The sequence below is a fragment of the Bradyrhizobium sp. CCGUVB14 genome (genome assembly GCF_024199935.1).
In the GTDB taxonomy this organism is placed as follows: Bacteria; Pseudomonadota; Alphaproteobacteria; order Rhizobiales; family Xanthobacteraceae; genus Bradyrhizobium.
On the sequence record NZ_JANADS010000001.1, the window covers coordinates 7,763,637 to 7,780,012 of the forward strand.

At 64.4% G+C, this 16,376-nt stretch carries 11 protein-coding genes; 3 read left to right on the forward strand and 8 right to left on the reverse strand.

Features of this window, described 5'->3' with window-relative positions; all coding sequences use genetic code 11:
* Positions 1 to 66: 66 nt before the first annotated feature.
* Complete coding sequence (locus tag NLM32_RS36310) at positions 67 to 1,290, forward strand: polyhydroxyalkanoate depolymerase (RefSeq protein ID WP_254133495.1); 1,224 nt, start codon at positions 67 to 69, stop codon at positions 1,288 to 1,290.
* 3 nt (positions 1,291 to 1,293) lie between these two features.
* Here the strand turns inward: NLM32_RS36310 and NLM32_RS36315 are convergent, their stop codons facing one another.
* The 8 genes from NLM32_RS36315 to NLM32_RS36350 all read right to left on the reverse strand — a co-directional run bounded on the left by NLM32_RS36315 (position 1,294) and on the right by NLM32_RS36350 (position 13,546).
* Positions 1,294 to 4,668, reverse strand: a complete 3,375-nt coding sequence (locus NLM32_RS36315; protein ID WP_254133496.1) for an adenylate/guanylate cyclase domain-containing protein — start codon at positions 4,666 to 4,668, stop codon at positions 1,294 to 1,296.
* Between the two features lie 294 nt (positions 4,669 to 4,962).
* Positions 4,963 to 5,478, reverse strand: a complete 516-nt coding sequence (locus NLM32_RS36320) for a hypothetical protein (protein ID WP_254133497.1) — start codon at positions 5,476 to 5,478, stop codon at positions 4,963 to 4,965.
* Between the two features lie 337 nt (positions 5,479 to 5,815).
* Complete coding sequence (locus tag NLM32_RS36325) at positions 5,816 to 7,684, reverse strand: ABC transporter ATP-binding protein (RefSeq protein ID WP_254133498.1); 1,869 nt, start codon at positions 7,682 to 7,684, stop codon at positions 5,816 to 5,818.
* Positions 7,685 to 7,693: 9 nt separating this feature from the next.
* A complete protein-coding gene (locus tag NLM32_RS36330; protein WP_254133499.1) occupies positions 7,694 to 8,620 on the reverse strand; it encodes a glyoxylate/hydroxypyruvate reductase A in 927 nt (308 codons plus the stop codon).
* 7 nt (positions 8,621 to 8,627) lie between these two features.
* A complete protein-coding gene (locus tag NLM32_RS36335) occupies positions 8,628 to 9,956 on the reverse strand; it encodes an FAD-binding oxidoreductase (RefSeq protein WP_254133500.1) in 1,329 nt (442 codons plus the stop codon).
* A gap of 40 nt (positions 9,957 to 9,996) precedes the next feature.
* On the reverse strand, positions 9,997 to 10,872 hold the full coding sequence (locus NLM32_RS36340; RefSeq protein ID WP_254133501.1) for an ABC transporter permease: 876 nt from the start codon (positions 10,870 to 10,872) through the stop codon (positions 9,997 to 9,999).
* Positions 10,873 to 10,876: 4 nt separating this feature from the next.
* Positions 10,877 to 11,827 (reverse strand): ABC transporter permease, encoded by a 951-nt coding sequence (locus NLM32_RS36345; protein ID WP_254133502.1) that lies wholly within the window; start codon positions 11,825 to 11,827, stop codon positions 10,877 to 10,879.
* Between the two features lie 27 nt (positions 11,828 to 11,854).
* The gene (locus NLM32_RS36350) at positions 11,855 to 13,546 is read right to left on the reverse strand and encodes a peptide ABC transporter substrate-binding protein (RefSeq protein WP_254133503.1); all 1,692 of its coding nucleotides are present in this window, start codon (positions 13,544 to 13,546) and stop codon (positions 11,855 to 11,857) included.
* 201 nt (positions 13,547 to 13,747) lie between these two features.
* Here NLM32_RS36350 and NLM32_RS36355 point away from each other — a divergent pair, with 201 nt between their 5' ends.
* Positions 13,748 to 14,383, forward strand: coding sequence for a cupin domain-containing protein (locus NLM32_RS36355; protein ID WP_254133504.1), 636 nt, complete (start codon positions 13,748 to 13,750; stop codon positions 14,381 to 14,383).
* A gap of 136 nt (positions 14,384 to 14,519) precedes the next feature.
* Positions 14,520 to 16,373: an ATP-binding protein gene (locus NLM32_RS36360; protein ID WP_254135507.1), complete on the forward strand. Its 1,854-nt coding sequence runs from the start codon at positions 14,520 to 14,522 to the stop codon at positions 16,371 to 16,373.
* The last annotated feature ends 3 nt before the right edge of the window (positions 16,374 to 16,376 follow it).

Genomic DNA, 16,376 nt, shown 5'->3' on the forward strand with positions numbered 1-16,376 from the left:
AGGGGCGGCCAGTGTCCGTCTGGCTCCGATATTGCATGGCAACATCGGAGAGGTGGGCGCTTCAGTATGATGTCGATGTATTATCAGGCTTTTCAGAACCAGATGGACCTGACGGCGCCGTGGCGGGCGGGCGCCTCGTCTGCGCTCAAATTCCTCGATCTGGTGCCGCAGGGCATGTCCGACAGGGTGGTCGGCCGGCTCTCGGCGGCGCTGGAGTTGATCTCCCGCTCCACCCTCACCTATCACCGCCCGGCCTACGGCATCGACAGCGTGATGATCGGCAATCGCGAGGTCGGCGTCACCGAGGAGATCGCCTATGCGACGCCGTTCGGCTCGCTGCTGCACTTCAAGAAGGACGGCGTGACCGAGCAGCCGCGCATGCTGCTGGTGGCGCCGATGTCCGGACATTTCGCCACGCTCCTGCGCGGCACCGTGAAGACGCTGCTGCAGGACCACGACGTCTACATCACCGACTGGCACAATCCGCGCGACATTCCGCGCAGCGAGGGCCGCTTCGGGCTCGACGACTACACCGAACACCTGATCGACTTCCTCGGACAGCTGGGTCCGCGCCCGCATATGGTGGCGATATGCCAGCCGTCAGTGTCGGCGCTCGCGGCCGCCGCGATCATGTGCGAGGGCAATCACCCGTCGCGGCCGGCGACGCTGACGCTGATGGCCGGGCCGATCGACACGCGGATCCAGCCGACCAAGGTCAACGACTTCGCCAAGAGCAAGCCGATCGAATGGTTCGAGCAGAACCTGATCAACTACGTCCCGGTGCAGTGCCGCGGCGCATTCCGGAAGGTCTATCCCGGCTTCGTGCAGCTCACCGCCTTCGTCTCGATGAACCTCGAGCGCCACATCAAGCAGCACATGGATCTCGCCAACCACATCGCCAAGGGCGAGAAGGAGAAAGCGGCAAGCATCAAGACCTTCTACGACGAATATTTTGCGGTGATGGATTTGCCCGCCGAGTTCTACATCGAGACCGTGCGCGACGTGTTCCAGGAGCACCTGCTGCCGCAAGGCAAGCTGATGCATCGCGGCCGCCCCGTCGACACCAAGGCCGTCAGCCGCATGGGGCTGATGACGGTCGAGGGCGAAAAGGACGACATCTGCTCGATCGGCCAGACGCTCGCCGCGCAAGACCTCTGCACCAGCGTGCGCGCCTATCGCAGGGTCCATCACATGCAGGCCGGTGTCGGCCATTACGGCGTCTTCTCGGGCAAGCGCTGGAATAACGAGATCTACCCGCTGCTGCGGGATTTCGTGCACGTGAATTCGTGACTATCATTCCCCGCCGCCAAGACGACCCGCCGCGGAAACGGCACGCGCCTCACGCTCCTGCGCAAGCAGCTCTTTCGCTTCCATCAATTCAGGAAGGTTGCGCTCGGCCTCGAACTCAGCGAACACCGGCGCGAGCACTTCATAGACCGCACCGGCTCGGCCGTTTGTCCTGTGCAGGCGGGCAAGTCCAAGCGCGCTGCGCAGCTCGAAGGTCTTCGTCCGCTGGTGTCGCGCGATTTCCAACGCTCGCCTGAGGTCGGCTTCGGCCCTGGATTCGTCTGAAGAATCCTGACGCCATAGCAGCTTTCCGCGGACACGATGCAGCTCGGCATCAAGCCAATGCTGGCCGGACTGTCCGGTCCGGGCGATCAGTTCGTTCAGGATGTCGAGCCCTGTTTCGACCTGGCCCATCTCCGCATTCGCCACGGCGACATGCAGCCCCCAGAACGGTTCGCAGAGGTAGCAATCGTTCTCGTGCAGCAAGGTCCAGCCGTGACGCATGTCCGCCAGTCCGGCCATTCGGTCGCCGGCGCGCCACTTGGCCAGTCCGTTCAGGTAGGTGCCCGCGGCCACATACAGCGGCATGGTGTGGTCGCGCGCGAGACCGAGCGCCAGGATCGTCTCGGTTTGCTGCAACATGCCCCCGCATACGCCGTCGAACACAGCGCGATGAACCAGCGCATTGGCCCGGGAAAGCGCCCGTTTTTCTCCCGACGCACCCACCGCTTCGGCGGCGAGCTCGCGCGCGCGTGCAGTGAGACCGAGCGGCCAGAGCACCAGGGCAAGAAATCTCATGATCACGAACGGCAGATCCAGTGTCGAAGCCCTGAATGTCGCCGGATCCGGTTCGGCAGCATAGATGGCCAGCGCCCGCTCAAGATGCGTTCGCGCGTTCAAATAGTCGCCGCCGAACCAGCAGGTGACGCCGCTCGTCCATTGGGCAACCACGGCCGCCACCGGCGAGTCCGGCCGTCGATCCGCGGCGCCCCTGATGGCGTCCACAAGCTCCCGCATCGGAGCGAATTCGCCGTGTGTCAGGCAGGCATTGAAGAGCCCCGAATGAACAGGCGCAAGTTCAACGGGATCATCGATGTCGGCTGCGAACCGGCGCGCACGCGTCCATGCCGCGATCGTTTCGGGAGCGCTGTGCCCGAGGCTGCCCCTCAGTGCGCGGCCGTACGAGATCTGCAGATGCAGCCTGGTCATCATCCGGCGGGGGTCATCCGGCAGCTCGTCGGCGGTCGCGACGGCCTTGCCGAGATGCGCGACCGCCTCGGAATAGGCAGAGCGTTTCAGCGCCTGCTGGCCCGCCTTGCGCCACCATTCGAGGGCTACCTCGCTCAGCCCCGCTTCGGTGAAGTGATGCGCCAGAACTTCCGGCTCGATCTCGGCGACGACCGGAAACTTCTCACGCAGGACCTCGCCAATTCTTGTGTGAAGCAGGTGCCGTTTGCTTTTGAGCAAACTCTCGTAGGCGGCCTCCTGAACGAGGGCGTGCTTGAAACTATAGCTTGCGTCGGGCGGAACCCCACGGCGAAGCAGCAGTTCGGCTTCTTCAAGTTGTCCCAGCGCGGCACTCAGCGTCAGATCATCGCGTCCCGCCACATACTTCATGAGCGCGTATGAGAAATCGCGGCCGATGGCGGCACCTATCTGCGCCACCTCCTTGACTGGAGCGAGCCGGTCGAGCCGCGCCATCAGCGAATCCTGCAGCGTAGCGGGAATTGCGAGCGGCGGGAGCGGACTATTCAGGCGATAGCGCCCGGCATCTTCGACCAGCAGGCCGGACTCCAGCACCATCTTGGTCAGTTCCTCGACGAACAGCGGGACACCATCCGTCCTGTCGATGATCTGCTTCATCATCTCGCGTGGCAGCTGGCGACCGACAACCACCTGTTCCACCAGCGCGCGCGTGTCCTGCCGATCGAGCCGGTCGAGACGCAGCAGGCCGACATTGGCAAGGCCCGACCAGGACGGCTCGAACTCAGGCCGGGATGTCATGAGCATGAGGATCGGCAGTGCCCTGATCCGATCGACCGCGAGATCGAACAGCTCAAGGGTCGTGGCATCGGCCCAATGCAAATCTTCGCAGATAATCAGCAGAGGCTGACCTCGCGCCAACCCCTCGAGCTGATCGAGAAGGGCGGCAAACGTCTGTCGCCTCTGCTGCGCCGGACTCAAGCCGAGGGGTGGGCAATGGTCGCCGGTCGGAAGCGAAAGCAACGCCGCAATGAGCGGTGTTGCCCGGGCGACCTGCTGGGTTCCAAGCGCCAGCATGGCCTCGAGCTTGCTGAACCTTTGTTCCGGCGTGTCGTGCGCGCGGATTCCGGCGGCGCGCTCGAGCTGTGCGACAAAGGGATGAAGCGCGCTGTTGGTATGATAAGGCGAACACTGATATCGCACGCGACGGTGCGTCCCCAACGAGGGACTTTCGGACAGCGTTGCGACGATGCGCGACTTGCCGATACCCGCCTCGCCGGAGATCAATACGATCTGGCCGTGACCTTGCCATGCGTCTCGCTGGCGCGAGAGAATGAATTCGATCTCATCCTTGCGGCCGACAAAGCCGATCGAGCGCGCGGCACGGACCGCCTCGAAACGGCTCTCGGATGCGGTCGCGCCTTCCACCGCCCACACTGCGACGGGTTCGCCTATCCCCTTGACTTCGCGGCGGCCAAGATTGCGAAACGTGAAGAGATCCCCAAGCAGCCGGCGGGTCGATGACGCAACGACGACCGCCCCGGGTTCCGCGAGGCTCTGAAGCCGAGCAGCGAGATTTGGCGTGTCGCCGACGGTCGCATGCTCCTCCGACGCATCTCCACTGATGAGGTCGCCCACCACCACGAGACCGGTCGCAACTGCAATCCGCAGCTCCACCCGTTCGCCGGCGCCTGTGTCGAGCTGGCGAATTGCGGCGATAATGTCGAGGCCCGCGCGCACCGCGCGCTCCGCATCGTCTTCGTGGGCGCGCGGATAGCCGAAATAGACGAGTATTCCGTCGCCGACGAACCTGGCTATGCTGCCGTCATAAGCCGCAATGACCCGCGCACATGCGGCGCGGTAGACCCGGATCACTTCCCACATATCCTCGGGATCGAGGCGCGCCGAGAGCTTGGTCGAGCCGACCAGATCGCAAAACATGACGGTGAGGTGGCGCCGCTCGGCGTCGTGAGGAGGAGCCGGCGATGCGATCAATGCGGCCGGATCGAGGTCGGCAATGGCTCGTTGCATCTTGCGGCGATGACCGAGCAGGACTCCGAGCTTGTCGAAGTCTTCGTCCATCAGCTCGGGGAGGACGCCAACGTCGATCCCGTTTTGGGCAAAACGCTCCGCGTATTGCCCAAGCCCCAGCTTCTCGAGCCACTCCGCAATCTGCATGGCTCACCCATCTTATGACTGGCGATTAGCAGAATTTTGGACCACGGCCGCGGCGAGACAATATCCCAACGCCACCATGATGGCACGTCTTGTTTGCCCTGCGAAAATTAGGTTACTCGTTACCGATGACGCTTCGGTCGGGACACGACCCGATGTGAACGGCCGCGCTACCAAACATCGCCGACACGCAGCGTTTGACAGCGGAGGTTGCGATGATTAGTCACGCCTCACTCCAGCTCTGAAGCCGACCGACTGCACCTGGTGCTCACATGCAATGCCAAGGAGACGTCTGCTTCATTGCTCGTTCGTCGGCGCCTCATGGCTGCGAGCCATCGTGCCCGCCGCAACCTGAAGCGAAGATCCGACCGCCCAGCAGACCGCAACAAAGCCTATCAGGGCGTCGGGTAGATTTTGATCAAGGACAAGAATGCTTACGGAAAGAGTTGCGGCAATCGCCGTGCCGAACGTTCCGGCCGCGCTCATGATTTCAGCCGGCTCAGAGCCGTTCCATTCTTCCGAGATGCTCGATTTCGGCCGCCGCGCGAGATTGCCGGACAAGTCAATTCCGACATAAAAGCTGAGAGTTCCGTAGAGCATCGTTATCAGCACGATCCAGCCGCTCTCAAACAGCCCATCTTTCTGACGCAACAGGGTCGCCCCCACATAGAGACCGCAAGAGGCTCCAACGGCCGCCAGCCCAATTCTTTCAAGGGTATGGGCAGACTTGATCAGGCTGGAACGGGCGATCCCGAGACCGCTGACGTACCTTGTGAGGGAAAATGCGGTCGAACTTGCACTGGTATTCTTCATTGGGGGCTCCTTATGAGCAATTGGCAGTCTACTGGCCGACCCGAATAGAATCTGCCGGGACGCGGTTCTCGATGCCCTTGATTCCAATGTCAGAAAGATCTGTGCTGAGTGATGGGGCTGACTTGCTCGCGAAGGCGAGAGCCAATCCGAGGCTGCGCGCACGCCGCTGCGCAGGCATTGCAACTCACCCGTGCCTGTCAGCCAGCTCCGGGTGCGGCAATTTCTTGCTGGAGTGATAGTTCAAATCGTGAGGGATGAACTATGAAGCGGTTCACAGATCACTGTTCTCTGCCGCGCCATCCAGTCACAATCTCCGGAGGACGTGCGAAGCTCGCAGTCAGCCCGACCACTCCTCGCCCCACGCCTGCACGACATGGCCGGGCGAGACTTCGCGATATTGTCGGATCGGCGGTTGATAGTCCGGTGCACGCACCGGGCTTCTGATTTCGTCGTTGGCCACTTCGCGCTTGCTGCCGCGGCGTGCGGGGTCGGGCACGGGAACGGCGGCCATCAGCCTCTTGGTGTAGGGATGCTGCGGGTTGCCGAACACCGCAGCGCGCGGACCTATCTCGACGATCTCGCCGAGATACATCACCGCGATGCGGTGGCTCATGCGCTCGACCACGGCGATATCGTGGGAGATGAAGAGATAGGCGAGCCCCATGCTGGCCTGAAGGTCGAGCATCAGATTGACGACCTGCGCCTTGACCGAGACATCGAGCGCGGAGACCGCCTCGTCCGCGACGATCAGCTTTGGCCCGAGCGCGAGCGCACGCGCGATACAGATGCGCTGGCGCTGCCCGCCGGAGAATTCATGCGGGAAGCGTGCGGCCATGTCGGCGGTGAGGCCGACGCGCACGAGCAGGTCGGCGACCTTGTCGCGCGCCTGCGACGCCGAGGCGAGGCCGTTGGCCAGCAGTGGCGCCGCGATCGCCGTTCCCGCCGACATCCGTGGATTGAGGCTCGCGAACGGATCCTGAAACACGATCTGCATGTGCTTGCGGAAATCGCGCAAGGTGCGACCGCTCATGGCGAGCACATCCTGGCCGTCGATCAGGACGGTGCCGGCATCCGGCTCGGTCAGCTTGAGGATCGATCGCCCCGTCGTCGACTTGCCGCAGCCGGATTCGCCAACCAGCGCCAGCGTCTCGCCGGCGCGCAAGGTGAACGAGATGTTCTCGACGGCATGAACGCGGCCGGAGACCTTGCCGAACAGACCCGCGCGGATCGGAAAGCGCGTGGTGAGGTTTGATACCTCGAGCAGCGGACGCTCCGCGCTCGACACCGTATCGGGCGTCTCCGCCGGTTCGTCCGAGGTGCCCGTGACCTTGTCGACGATGGGAAAGCGCATCGGCCGCGTCCGGCCGTCCATCGAGCCGAGCCGCGGCACGGCGGCGAGCAGTGCACGCGTATAGGGATGCGAGGGTGCGGCGAAGATGCGCGACGTCGCGTCGGTCTCGACAGCCTGTCCGCCATACATCACCACGGTACGATCCGCGATCTCGGCGACCACGCCCATATCGTGGGTAATGAAGAGGATCGACATCCCCTCCTCCTGCTGAAGCTCCTTCAGCAATTCCAGGATCTGCGCCTGGATGGTGACGTCGAGCGCCGTGGTCGGCTCGTCCGCTATCAGGAGTTTTGGCTTGCAGGCCAGCGCCATCGCGATCATCACGCGCTGGCGCATGCCACCGGAGAAACGATGCGGATGCTCGTGGAAGCGCGATTTTGCAGCGGGGATACGGACACGATCGAGCAGGCGGATGGTCTCGGCCTCGGCCGCCGCACGCGACAGGCCGCGATGCTGGATCAGCGCTTCCGCGATCTGGAATCCGATGGTGAGCACCGGATTGAGGCTGGTCATCGGCTCCTGGAAGATCATCGCGACATCGTTGCCGCGGATGTCCTTCATATCAGCTTCGGGCAGCGTCAGCAGATCGCGGCCGACCAAATTGATGCGACCTTCGATGCGGCCGCTCTCTTTTGGAATGAGCCGCATGATCGAGAGCGCGGTGACGCTCTTGCCCGAACCGGACTCACCGACGATCGCGACGGTCTCGCGTGGCGCGATATCGAAGGAGACGTTGCGAACGACCGGGATCCATTGCTGGTCGCGCAGGAAGGACGTAGTCAGGCCCGAGACCGACAGCACGGGCGCCAGCGCGCCGGCAACGATCTGATCGGGTCTGCTTGCGCCGATGCTCATGCAAGTATCCTAGTAGCCGCGATCGCGGTCGATACGCCCCGGTAGGGGCTCGCCGCGGCGGTGGCGTGCGATGGTGTCGAGCACGTAGTCGACCGCGGTTTCCGGCTTCGTCGTGCTGGCGATGTGCGGCGTGAGAAGAATACGCGGATGACTCCAGAACGGATGGCCCGCGGGCAGCGGCTCGGGCTCGGCGACGTCGAGCACGGCGGCCGACAGCACGCCGCCGTCCAGCGCCGCGACGAGGTCGGCCTCGACCAGATGGCCGCCCCGCCCGACATTGAGCAGCCGCGCGCCGCGCGGCAGACGCGCAAACAGATTTGCGTTCAGAATGCCGCGCGTCTCCGATGTCAGCGGCAGCAGGCAGACGAGGATGTCGGCCTGCCCCAGGAAATCCGGCAGGGCCTCCGCACCCGCATAACAGGTGACGCCCGCGATGCTGCGTGGCGAACGGTTCCAGCCGAGCAGCGGAAAGTCGAACGATTTGAGCCGGTCGAGCACGGCCTGGCCAAGCAGACCGAGCCCCATCACACCGACACGCCGTTCGCCCGTGTGCGTCACGGAGAGCTCGCGCCAGACTTGATCGCGCTGCTGGCCGATGAACTGCACGAGATCACGATGCAGCGCGAGCACCGACATGCAGGCATATTCGACCATGCGCTCGGTGATACCGGGTTCCATCATGCGGACCAGCGGGACATGCGGAGGTAGTTTCGTGATGTCGAACTGATCGACGCCGGCGCCGACCGAGAACACCAGCTCGAGATTGGGGAACGTCGCCGCAATATTGTCGGGCGGCTGCCAAGCCACCAGATAACGCACCGCCTGGGGATCGCCGATATCCGGCCAGACCCGGAACGGCACGTCCGGCGCGCGCTCGGCGAAGAAGCGGGCCCACTCCGCGCCGCGCGCCATGTTGGCCTTGTAGAGAACCGTCATGCCGCCCTCAGAATGGGCTGACCGGCGCGAGCCGCCGGCCGTCGATCATGCGCTTGTGGCTGTAGGCTGCGGGATCGACCAGCGGGGTCGCGCCGGTCACGATATCGGCGGCGAGCTTGCCGGCCGCAGGACCGATGCCGAAACCATGACCGGAGAAGCCGGTCGCGAGGAAGAAGCCGGGCAGCGCGTCGACCGGCGAGATCACGGGAATCGTGTCCGGCGTACAGTCGATGGTCCCGCCCCAGGCCTCCGCGATCTCGATGTCCTTGAGCTCCGGGTTTGCCTTGATCAGCGAGGCCAGCGCCGCAGTGACCAGTGACATATCAGGCTCGGGATCGCGCACACGCTCGGTCTCGAACGGCGACGGCTTGTCAAAGCTCCAGCTGGTGCCGCGCATGATCTGGTCGAAGAACGACTTGCCGAACGACAGTTTGAGCCCACCCTTGCGATGCTGATAGGTCGGCCAGAACGTGCGCGCGTAGCGGAACAGGTCGGGCGACAACTCCACCGTGCCGCGGTTGCGCAGCGCCAGCGTGAAGCCACCATCGAGACGGCGGCGGATGCAGTAGAGATCGGTGCCGAGCGCACCGGAGGTGATCTCAGGTGCCGGCGTGGTGCGGCATGCGGTGGCGTTGACGAGACCGATCGGCAACTCGATGCCGTGACGGCGGCAGAACAGCGACGACCACGCGCCACCCGACAGCAGCACCGCTTGCGTGCGAATGGTGCCCTTCTCGGTGACGACGGCGCTGACGCGTCCTCCTTGTGTCTCCAGCCCGCGCGCGGCGCAGCCCTGATGAATCGTGACGCCGTGCTTTCGCGCGGCCGTCGCCAGCGCAGGCACGGCCATCGACGGTTCGGCGCGGCCGTCGCTCGGCGTGTGCAGCCCGCCGACCCATTTGTCGGTATTGCCCGGCATGCGTTCGGCGACCTCGGCCGGGGTCAGCACGGTCGAATGCACCTGCATTTCGCGCGCGACCGCCGCCCAGCGCTCCCAGCTCGCGAGCTCGTCCTTGCTCTTCGTCAGGAACAGCACGCCGGTGCGGCGGAAGCCGGCATCGACGCCGGCGTCGTTCTGCATATCCTCCCACAGACGTAGCGCCTCGCGCGCCAGCGGAATTTCCTCACGCGCCCGGCCCTGCTGGCGGCACCAGCCCCAATTGCGGCTCGACTGCTCGCCGCCGACATGACCTTTCTCGACCAGAGCGACGGAGAGACCCTTCTTCGCCAGATGATAGGCCGCCGAGACGCCGATGACGCCGCCGCCGATGACGACGACGTCCGCCTGCGCCGGCAGGCGTTCGTCGCTGTTTATACGGTTGAGCGGCGGGGACATGATGCACTCCTGGAGATCAGTTCGGTCGAGAGCTTGCTCGTCATGAGATGTTCATTCGCGGATCGAGCGCGTCGCGCAGGCCGTCACCGAGGAAGTTGAAGCTCGTCACGGCGAGCGTGATGGCGACGCCCGGCGCGATCGCGAGCCACGGCGCGCTGGTGAGATAGATCTGCGCATTGTTGAGCATGTTGCCCAGGCTCGCGGCCGGCGGCTGGATGCCGTACCCGAGATAGCTGAGATAGGATTCCAGCAGGATCGCCTGGGCGACATTGAGCGTTGCCGCCACCAGGATCGGCGCGACCGCGTTGGGCACGAGCTCGCGGAACATGATCCGAAGGTTCGACGAGCCGAAGGCGAGCGCGGCCACCGCAAACTCGCGCTCCCTCAGCGAGCGCACCTGCGCCTCGACGACGCGCGCCACCAACATCCATGACGTCGCCGCGATCAACACGGCGGTCGTGACGAAACCGGGCTCGGTGAGCGCCGCCAACGCCAGCAGCAGGAAGATGGTGGGAAAGCACAGCACGGCGTCGACCAGCCGCATCAGCACCGCGCCGACGACGCCGCCATAGAAGCCGGCGAAGGCGCCGACGACGATGCCGACGGCCATCGCAATCACCATTGCAACGAAGCCGATCGACAACGAGACGCGCGCGCCCATCATCAGCCGCGCCAACACGTCGCGGCCGAGTTCATCGGTCCCGAGGATGTGCGCCCCCGAGAGCGGCGGGGCAAACCGTTTCATGATATCGATATAGGTGTCGTCGAACGGCAGCAGATAGGGACCGAACGCCGAGCCGAGCACCAGGACGAGAATGACGATCGCGCCCGCGAGCGCGAGCCGGTGGCGGCAGAAGCGTTGCCAGGCGCCCTGACCGGGGCCGGATTGAGCGGTGGACAAGACTGCGGTCGCCATCGCTTCAGCCCACCCGAATGCGCGGATCGACGACGGCATAGAGGATGTCGGCAACCAGCGAGCCGATCAGCACCATGACCGCAGAGAACATCAGGATGCCCATCACCACGGGATAGTCGCGATAGCCGATGGAATCCAGGAACAGCCGCCCCATGCCGGGCCAGGTGAACACGGTCTCGGCCACCAGCGCGCCGCCGAGCAGCGTCGGAAACTGCAACCCGCCCACCGTGATCATCGGCAGCAGCGCATTGCGCAATGCGTGCACCGTGAGAATCCGCCATTCCGGCATGCCCTTGGCTCGCGCGGTGCGGATGTAATCCTGGTTGATCACTTCAAGCATGGAGGAACGCATGAAGCGACTCCACATCGCGGTCTCGACCAGCCCCAGCACCATTGCCGGCGCGATCAGATGATGCAGCAGGTCGAGGAAGGAGCCATCGCCGACGGTCGCGCGGTTTCCGGCCGGCAGCCAGCCGAGCGTCACCGAAAACACATAGATGGTGACGAGGCCGAACCAGAACGTCGGGATCGACAGCGCGATCATGGCGCCAACGGTGGCGAGCGAGTCGAACAGCGAATATCGCCTCAGCGCGCCCAACATGCCGATCCAGCAACCGAGCAGCACCGCGATGATGGTCGCCGTCACCATCAGCTCAAGCGTCGCGCCAAGATGTGACGAAATCACCGACAGCACCGCCTCGCCGTCGCGATAGGACTTGCCCCAATCGCCTTTGAGCATGCGGCCGAACCAGTCGAGATACTGGATCGGCAGCGGGCGATCGAGCCCGAGCTGCCTGGTGACGCGGTCGAGATCCTCCTGCGTCATCTGCGCGGACACGGCGAATTGCGAGAGCGGACCGCCGGGCGCCAGATGCAAGAGGGCGAAACCGATCGCCGAGACGATCACCAGCAGCATGACCGCCTGTGCCAGGCGATTGGCGACGTAGCGAACCATCTCAGACGATCTCGCGAATGGAACGCATCAGGCCCAGTACCATTCGCGGATGTTCCAGCAATTGATCGAGGTGTTGATGTTGGGACGGAAACCCTGCAGCCCCTCCTTCACGCCCTCGACGATGTAGCCCTGGAACAGCGGCAGGATCGCGAGGTCGTTGCGGATGAGCTTTTGCAGGTCACCATAGGTGGTCTTGCGCTGCGCGAGATCGAATTGCTTGGCGCCTTGCGCGAGCAGACGATCAGCCTCGGCGTTCTGGTATTGATAGGTGTTGTAACCGCGGCCGCCCTTGGCAGGGATCGCGCCCGATCCGAACCGCGGCGTCACGTCGGGGTCGCTGCCCAGCATGAAATTCACGCCGACGATGACCGAATTGAACTTCGACTGCTGCCAGAAGTCGCCCCAGATCACGGCGGCCGGCATGTTGTTGACGCGCATGCTCGCGCCGATCGCGCGCCAGTCCTGGATCAGGAGCTGCTGGGTCTGCTCGCGCACGGCATTGCCGGACGTCGTCGAGTTGGTGAATTCGAGCTTGACGCCACCCTTCTCACGCACGCCGCCCGCGCCGCGCACCCAGCCGGCTGCATCGAGCAGCGCATTCGCCTTGGTCGGATCGTATTTGTGCTGCGGCAGGCCCTTCTGGAACGACCACGCCTCCTGCGGCACGAAGCTTTCGGTCTGCATCGGCAGGCCGTAGTTCAAGGCATCGATGATCGCCTGCTTGTTGATGGCGAGATAGAGCGCCTCGCGCACCGCGCGGTCGGCGAAGGGGCCGAACTCCAGATTCGGCGCGATGTGCTCCACCGAGGACGTCGACGAGACGAAGATCTTGCGCGCCTTCAGCGTCTTCGCCTCCTGCACGAAGTTCGGCAAAATGCCCTGCAGGCCGGTGTAATCGACCTGTCCGGTACGGAACTGGGTGTAGAGGACGGTGAGATCAGGGATGTACTTGAAGACCACGCGTTCGACGTAGGGTCCCTTGCCGTGATAGCCGGCATAGGCATTGAACTGAATGTGGTCGCCGGGCACGCGCTCGCCCCAGCGGAACGGTCCGGTGCCGACAGGCGCATTGTGGAACGGCGACGAATTCGGATCCGACACCTTCTCCAGAATGTGCTTGGGCACGATGAAGGTCAGCGACAGGATCGACATGTAGGGCGAATAGGGAGCCTCCATTCGCCAGTGGATCTCGTCGGGCGCGACGATCGTGATGTCCTTGACCAGGCTGTGGCCGACGCGGTTGCGGACACGGAAGTCGGGATTGTTGATCAGCTCGAGCGAGAACTTGACGTCGTCCGCCGTGAAGGCCGTGCCGTCGTGCCACTTCACGTCCTTGCGCAGCTTGATCTTCCAGGTCAGGCCGTCGGCCGAAAGGCCACCATTCTCGACCGTCGGGACTTCGCGCGCGAGATCGGGCACGAACTTGCCGTCGGGATCGATGAACCAGAGCGGCGAGAACACCTGCCACCAGACGCCCTGGTCGACTTCGATGCCGGGCATCAGCGGATGAAAGACGGTCGGCTCCTGCGACAGCGCCGCGATCACCTGCCCGCGCGGCTTGTCCGGCGGATTGCCCGGACGCTCGGTCTGCGCAAAGGCGCGACCTGCAAGCGTCCATCCCGCCGCGGCGCCGGCGCCGAGTTGAAAAAACTGTCGGCGATTTGGAATGCCGAGATGATGCAGTCCGCCAACGCCGAACTTGCCGGTGCTGTCTGCCATGACCAGTCTCCGTTCCCGCACGCGGCACCTCTCCCGCGCCCCGAGACCCGGCAAAGGGACAGGAGTGGGCTTTAGTGCTTCTAAATTTTTCGATCAAAAGTTCATCATGACTAAATACAGCTGTCAATCGCATTGCTAGGATGCGCGACCTTTTCACACCGCCGGCCATTCCGGCGGCAAGGTCATGCACGGGAGAGCGACATGGATGGTCGCGGCGACACCAACGGTCCGAAAGACGCCCCGACGATCGAGGCCGACGATGCGGTCGACCAGAGGCTCGGCGAGACCGTGCGGCTGCTGCGCCAGCGCGCCGGCCTATCGATCCAGGACGTCGCCAACAAGACCGGCCTCTCCAACGGCATGATCAGCCAGCTCGAACGAGCACGCGCCATGCCGTCGATCCGCACGCTGCGCCTGCTCAGCATCGCGCTCGAGGTGCCGATCTCCTATTTCTTCGAGACCAGCGATCCCGCCGCCGACGTGCAGCGCTACATCGTACGCAAGAACAACCGGCGCCTGCTGCGGCTCACCGCCAGCGGCGTCGTCAAGGAAGCGCTGACGCCGGAAGGCAAAGGCCAGCTCGAGCTCTACGAGCTCACGCTCAATCCCGGTGCCTCGTCCGGCACAGACTTCCTGCAGCACACCGGCGAGAAGGCCGGCTACGTCCTCTCCGGCAGCCTGCGGCTGTGGCTCGACAACCAGGCCCATGTGCTGGAAGCCGGCGACAGCTTTCGTTTTCCGAGCATCGTACCGCACATGTTCGACAACCCAACCCAGCAGGCCGCACGTGTGATCTGGGTCACGACGCTGCGCCAGACCGATTCGCCGGCAAGTTGACACAAAGCAACGGCTCGCCCCGATACTGACGGAAATTGCCCTCGACGCCGCCGCAGGGAGTCTGTAGCTCACATGGAGCCGGACTCATTTGACAGGGCGGACGCGAGGGTCCGCGGTGGAAGTCGTTGGTAAGACCATGAAACTCAGGGGGCTTCTGACACTCGCGATGGCCGCGCAGGTCGTCGTGACCGCCGCGGCTCTCCTCGTCTCGTATGCCGTGGCCGGCCCGGGGTTCGGCGTTGCGGAGATCGTTGCCCTGCTCGCAAGCGGCGCCGTCGCACTGCTGATCGCCCGGCTCTGCACGCGCACGATCGAGACGGCTCAGGACAAGCGCATTGCCGCGCAGCTGGCCGAGCAGGCGCAGGCGAGCGCGCAGATGACCCAGGCCGTCATCAAGACTGCGCTGGATGCTTTCGTCCAGACCGACGCGAACGGGATCATCCTGGAGTGGAGCATCCAGGCCGAGGCGCTGACCGGATGGACGCGCGAGGAGGCGCTCGGCACGGACGTCGTCAATCTCCTCATCGCCGAGCCGCTCCGCGACGGCTTCAGGCAACGCATGATGCGCCTTCTGCCGGAGCTCTCGCATACGCCGATCGGCATCCGCTTCGAGGCAACCCTGCTGCACCGGGAAGGCGACGAGATCCTGATCGAGGCGTCGAGCACCACGCTCCAGCTCGGCGGGCGCACCGTCATCAACAATTTCGTCAAGGACATCACCCAGAAGCGCGCCGCCGAGGAACAGCTGATCCAGGCGCAGAAGATGGAAGCGGTCGGCCAGCTCACCGGCGGCATCGCCCATGAATTCAACAACATGCTCACGGTGATCACCGGCACGATCGAGATCCTCGCCGATGCCGTGAAGGACAACCCGCCGCTCGCCACCATCACCAAGCTGATCAGCGAGGCCGCCGATCGCGGCGCCGCACTGACCTCGAGCCTGCTGTCCTTTGCACGCAAGCAGGCGCTGCAGCCGGCCGATATCGACGTCAACGACCTGCTCGAAGAGCTCGCCAAGCTGATGCTGGCGACCTTCGACAAGAAGATCGAGATCGTGAAGAGGCTCGACGGCACCATCTGGCTCGCCTTCGCCGACCGCGGGCAGCTCTCCTCGGCGCTGCTCAACCTCGCGATCAACGCCCGTGACGCAATGCCTGAAGGCGGCAGGCTGACGCTGACGACGCGCAACGTGGTGTTCGGCGTGCGCGAGGCCGTCGCGGTCGGCGCCGGCTATGCCGGCGACTATGTCGAGATCCAGATTGCCGACACCGGCACGGGCATTCCGCAGGCGATCCTCGAACGCATCTTCGATCCGTTCTTCTCGACCAAGGAGGTCGGCAAGGGCACGGGCCTCGGGCTCAGCATGGTGTTCGGCTTCGTCAAGCAGTCGGGCGGCGGCATCAAGGTCAGATCGGAAGAAGGCGGCGGCACGACATTCACGATCTACCTGCCGAAGGCCGAGACCAGCGTGCTTCGCCCGACCGGCTATGACGAGCGCAAGATCGTGGGCGGGACGGAGACCATCCTGTGCGTCGAGGACGACCGCGATGTCCGTCACTACGTCACGGTCCAGCTCGAAAGCCTCGGCTACAAGGTCATTCCGGCCACCAACGCAGCCGACGCCCTCGCCATCGCGGCGGAGGGGACGTCCTTCGATCTGCTCTTCACCGATATCGTGATGGCGGGCGCCTTGAACGGACGGGAGCTCGCCGACGAGATGGTGGCTGCGCGCCCCTCCTTGCGGGTGCTGTTCACGTCGGGTTATGCCCACGACTCCCCGCATGGGCTGGGACAGGCCACCATGGGTGCGCCGCTTCTGACAAAACCCTACCGCAAGGCCGAGCTCGCCCGCATGCTGCGCCGCTCGCTCGATACCGCCGTCGATGCGGCAGGCGACCCGATCCCGACGCCCTATTCGGTGCAGGCCGAGGTCGAAGGGTTCTTGCGCAAGCAGGAGACCGACGAGAGCGCGACGCGATCGCGAAAATGAACC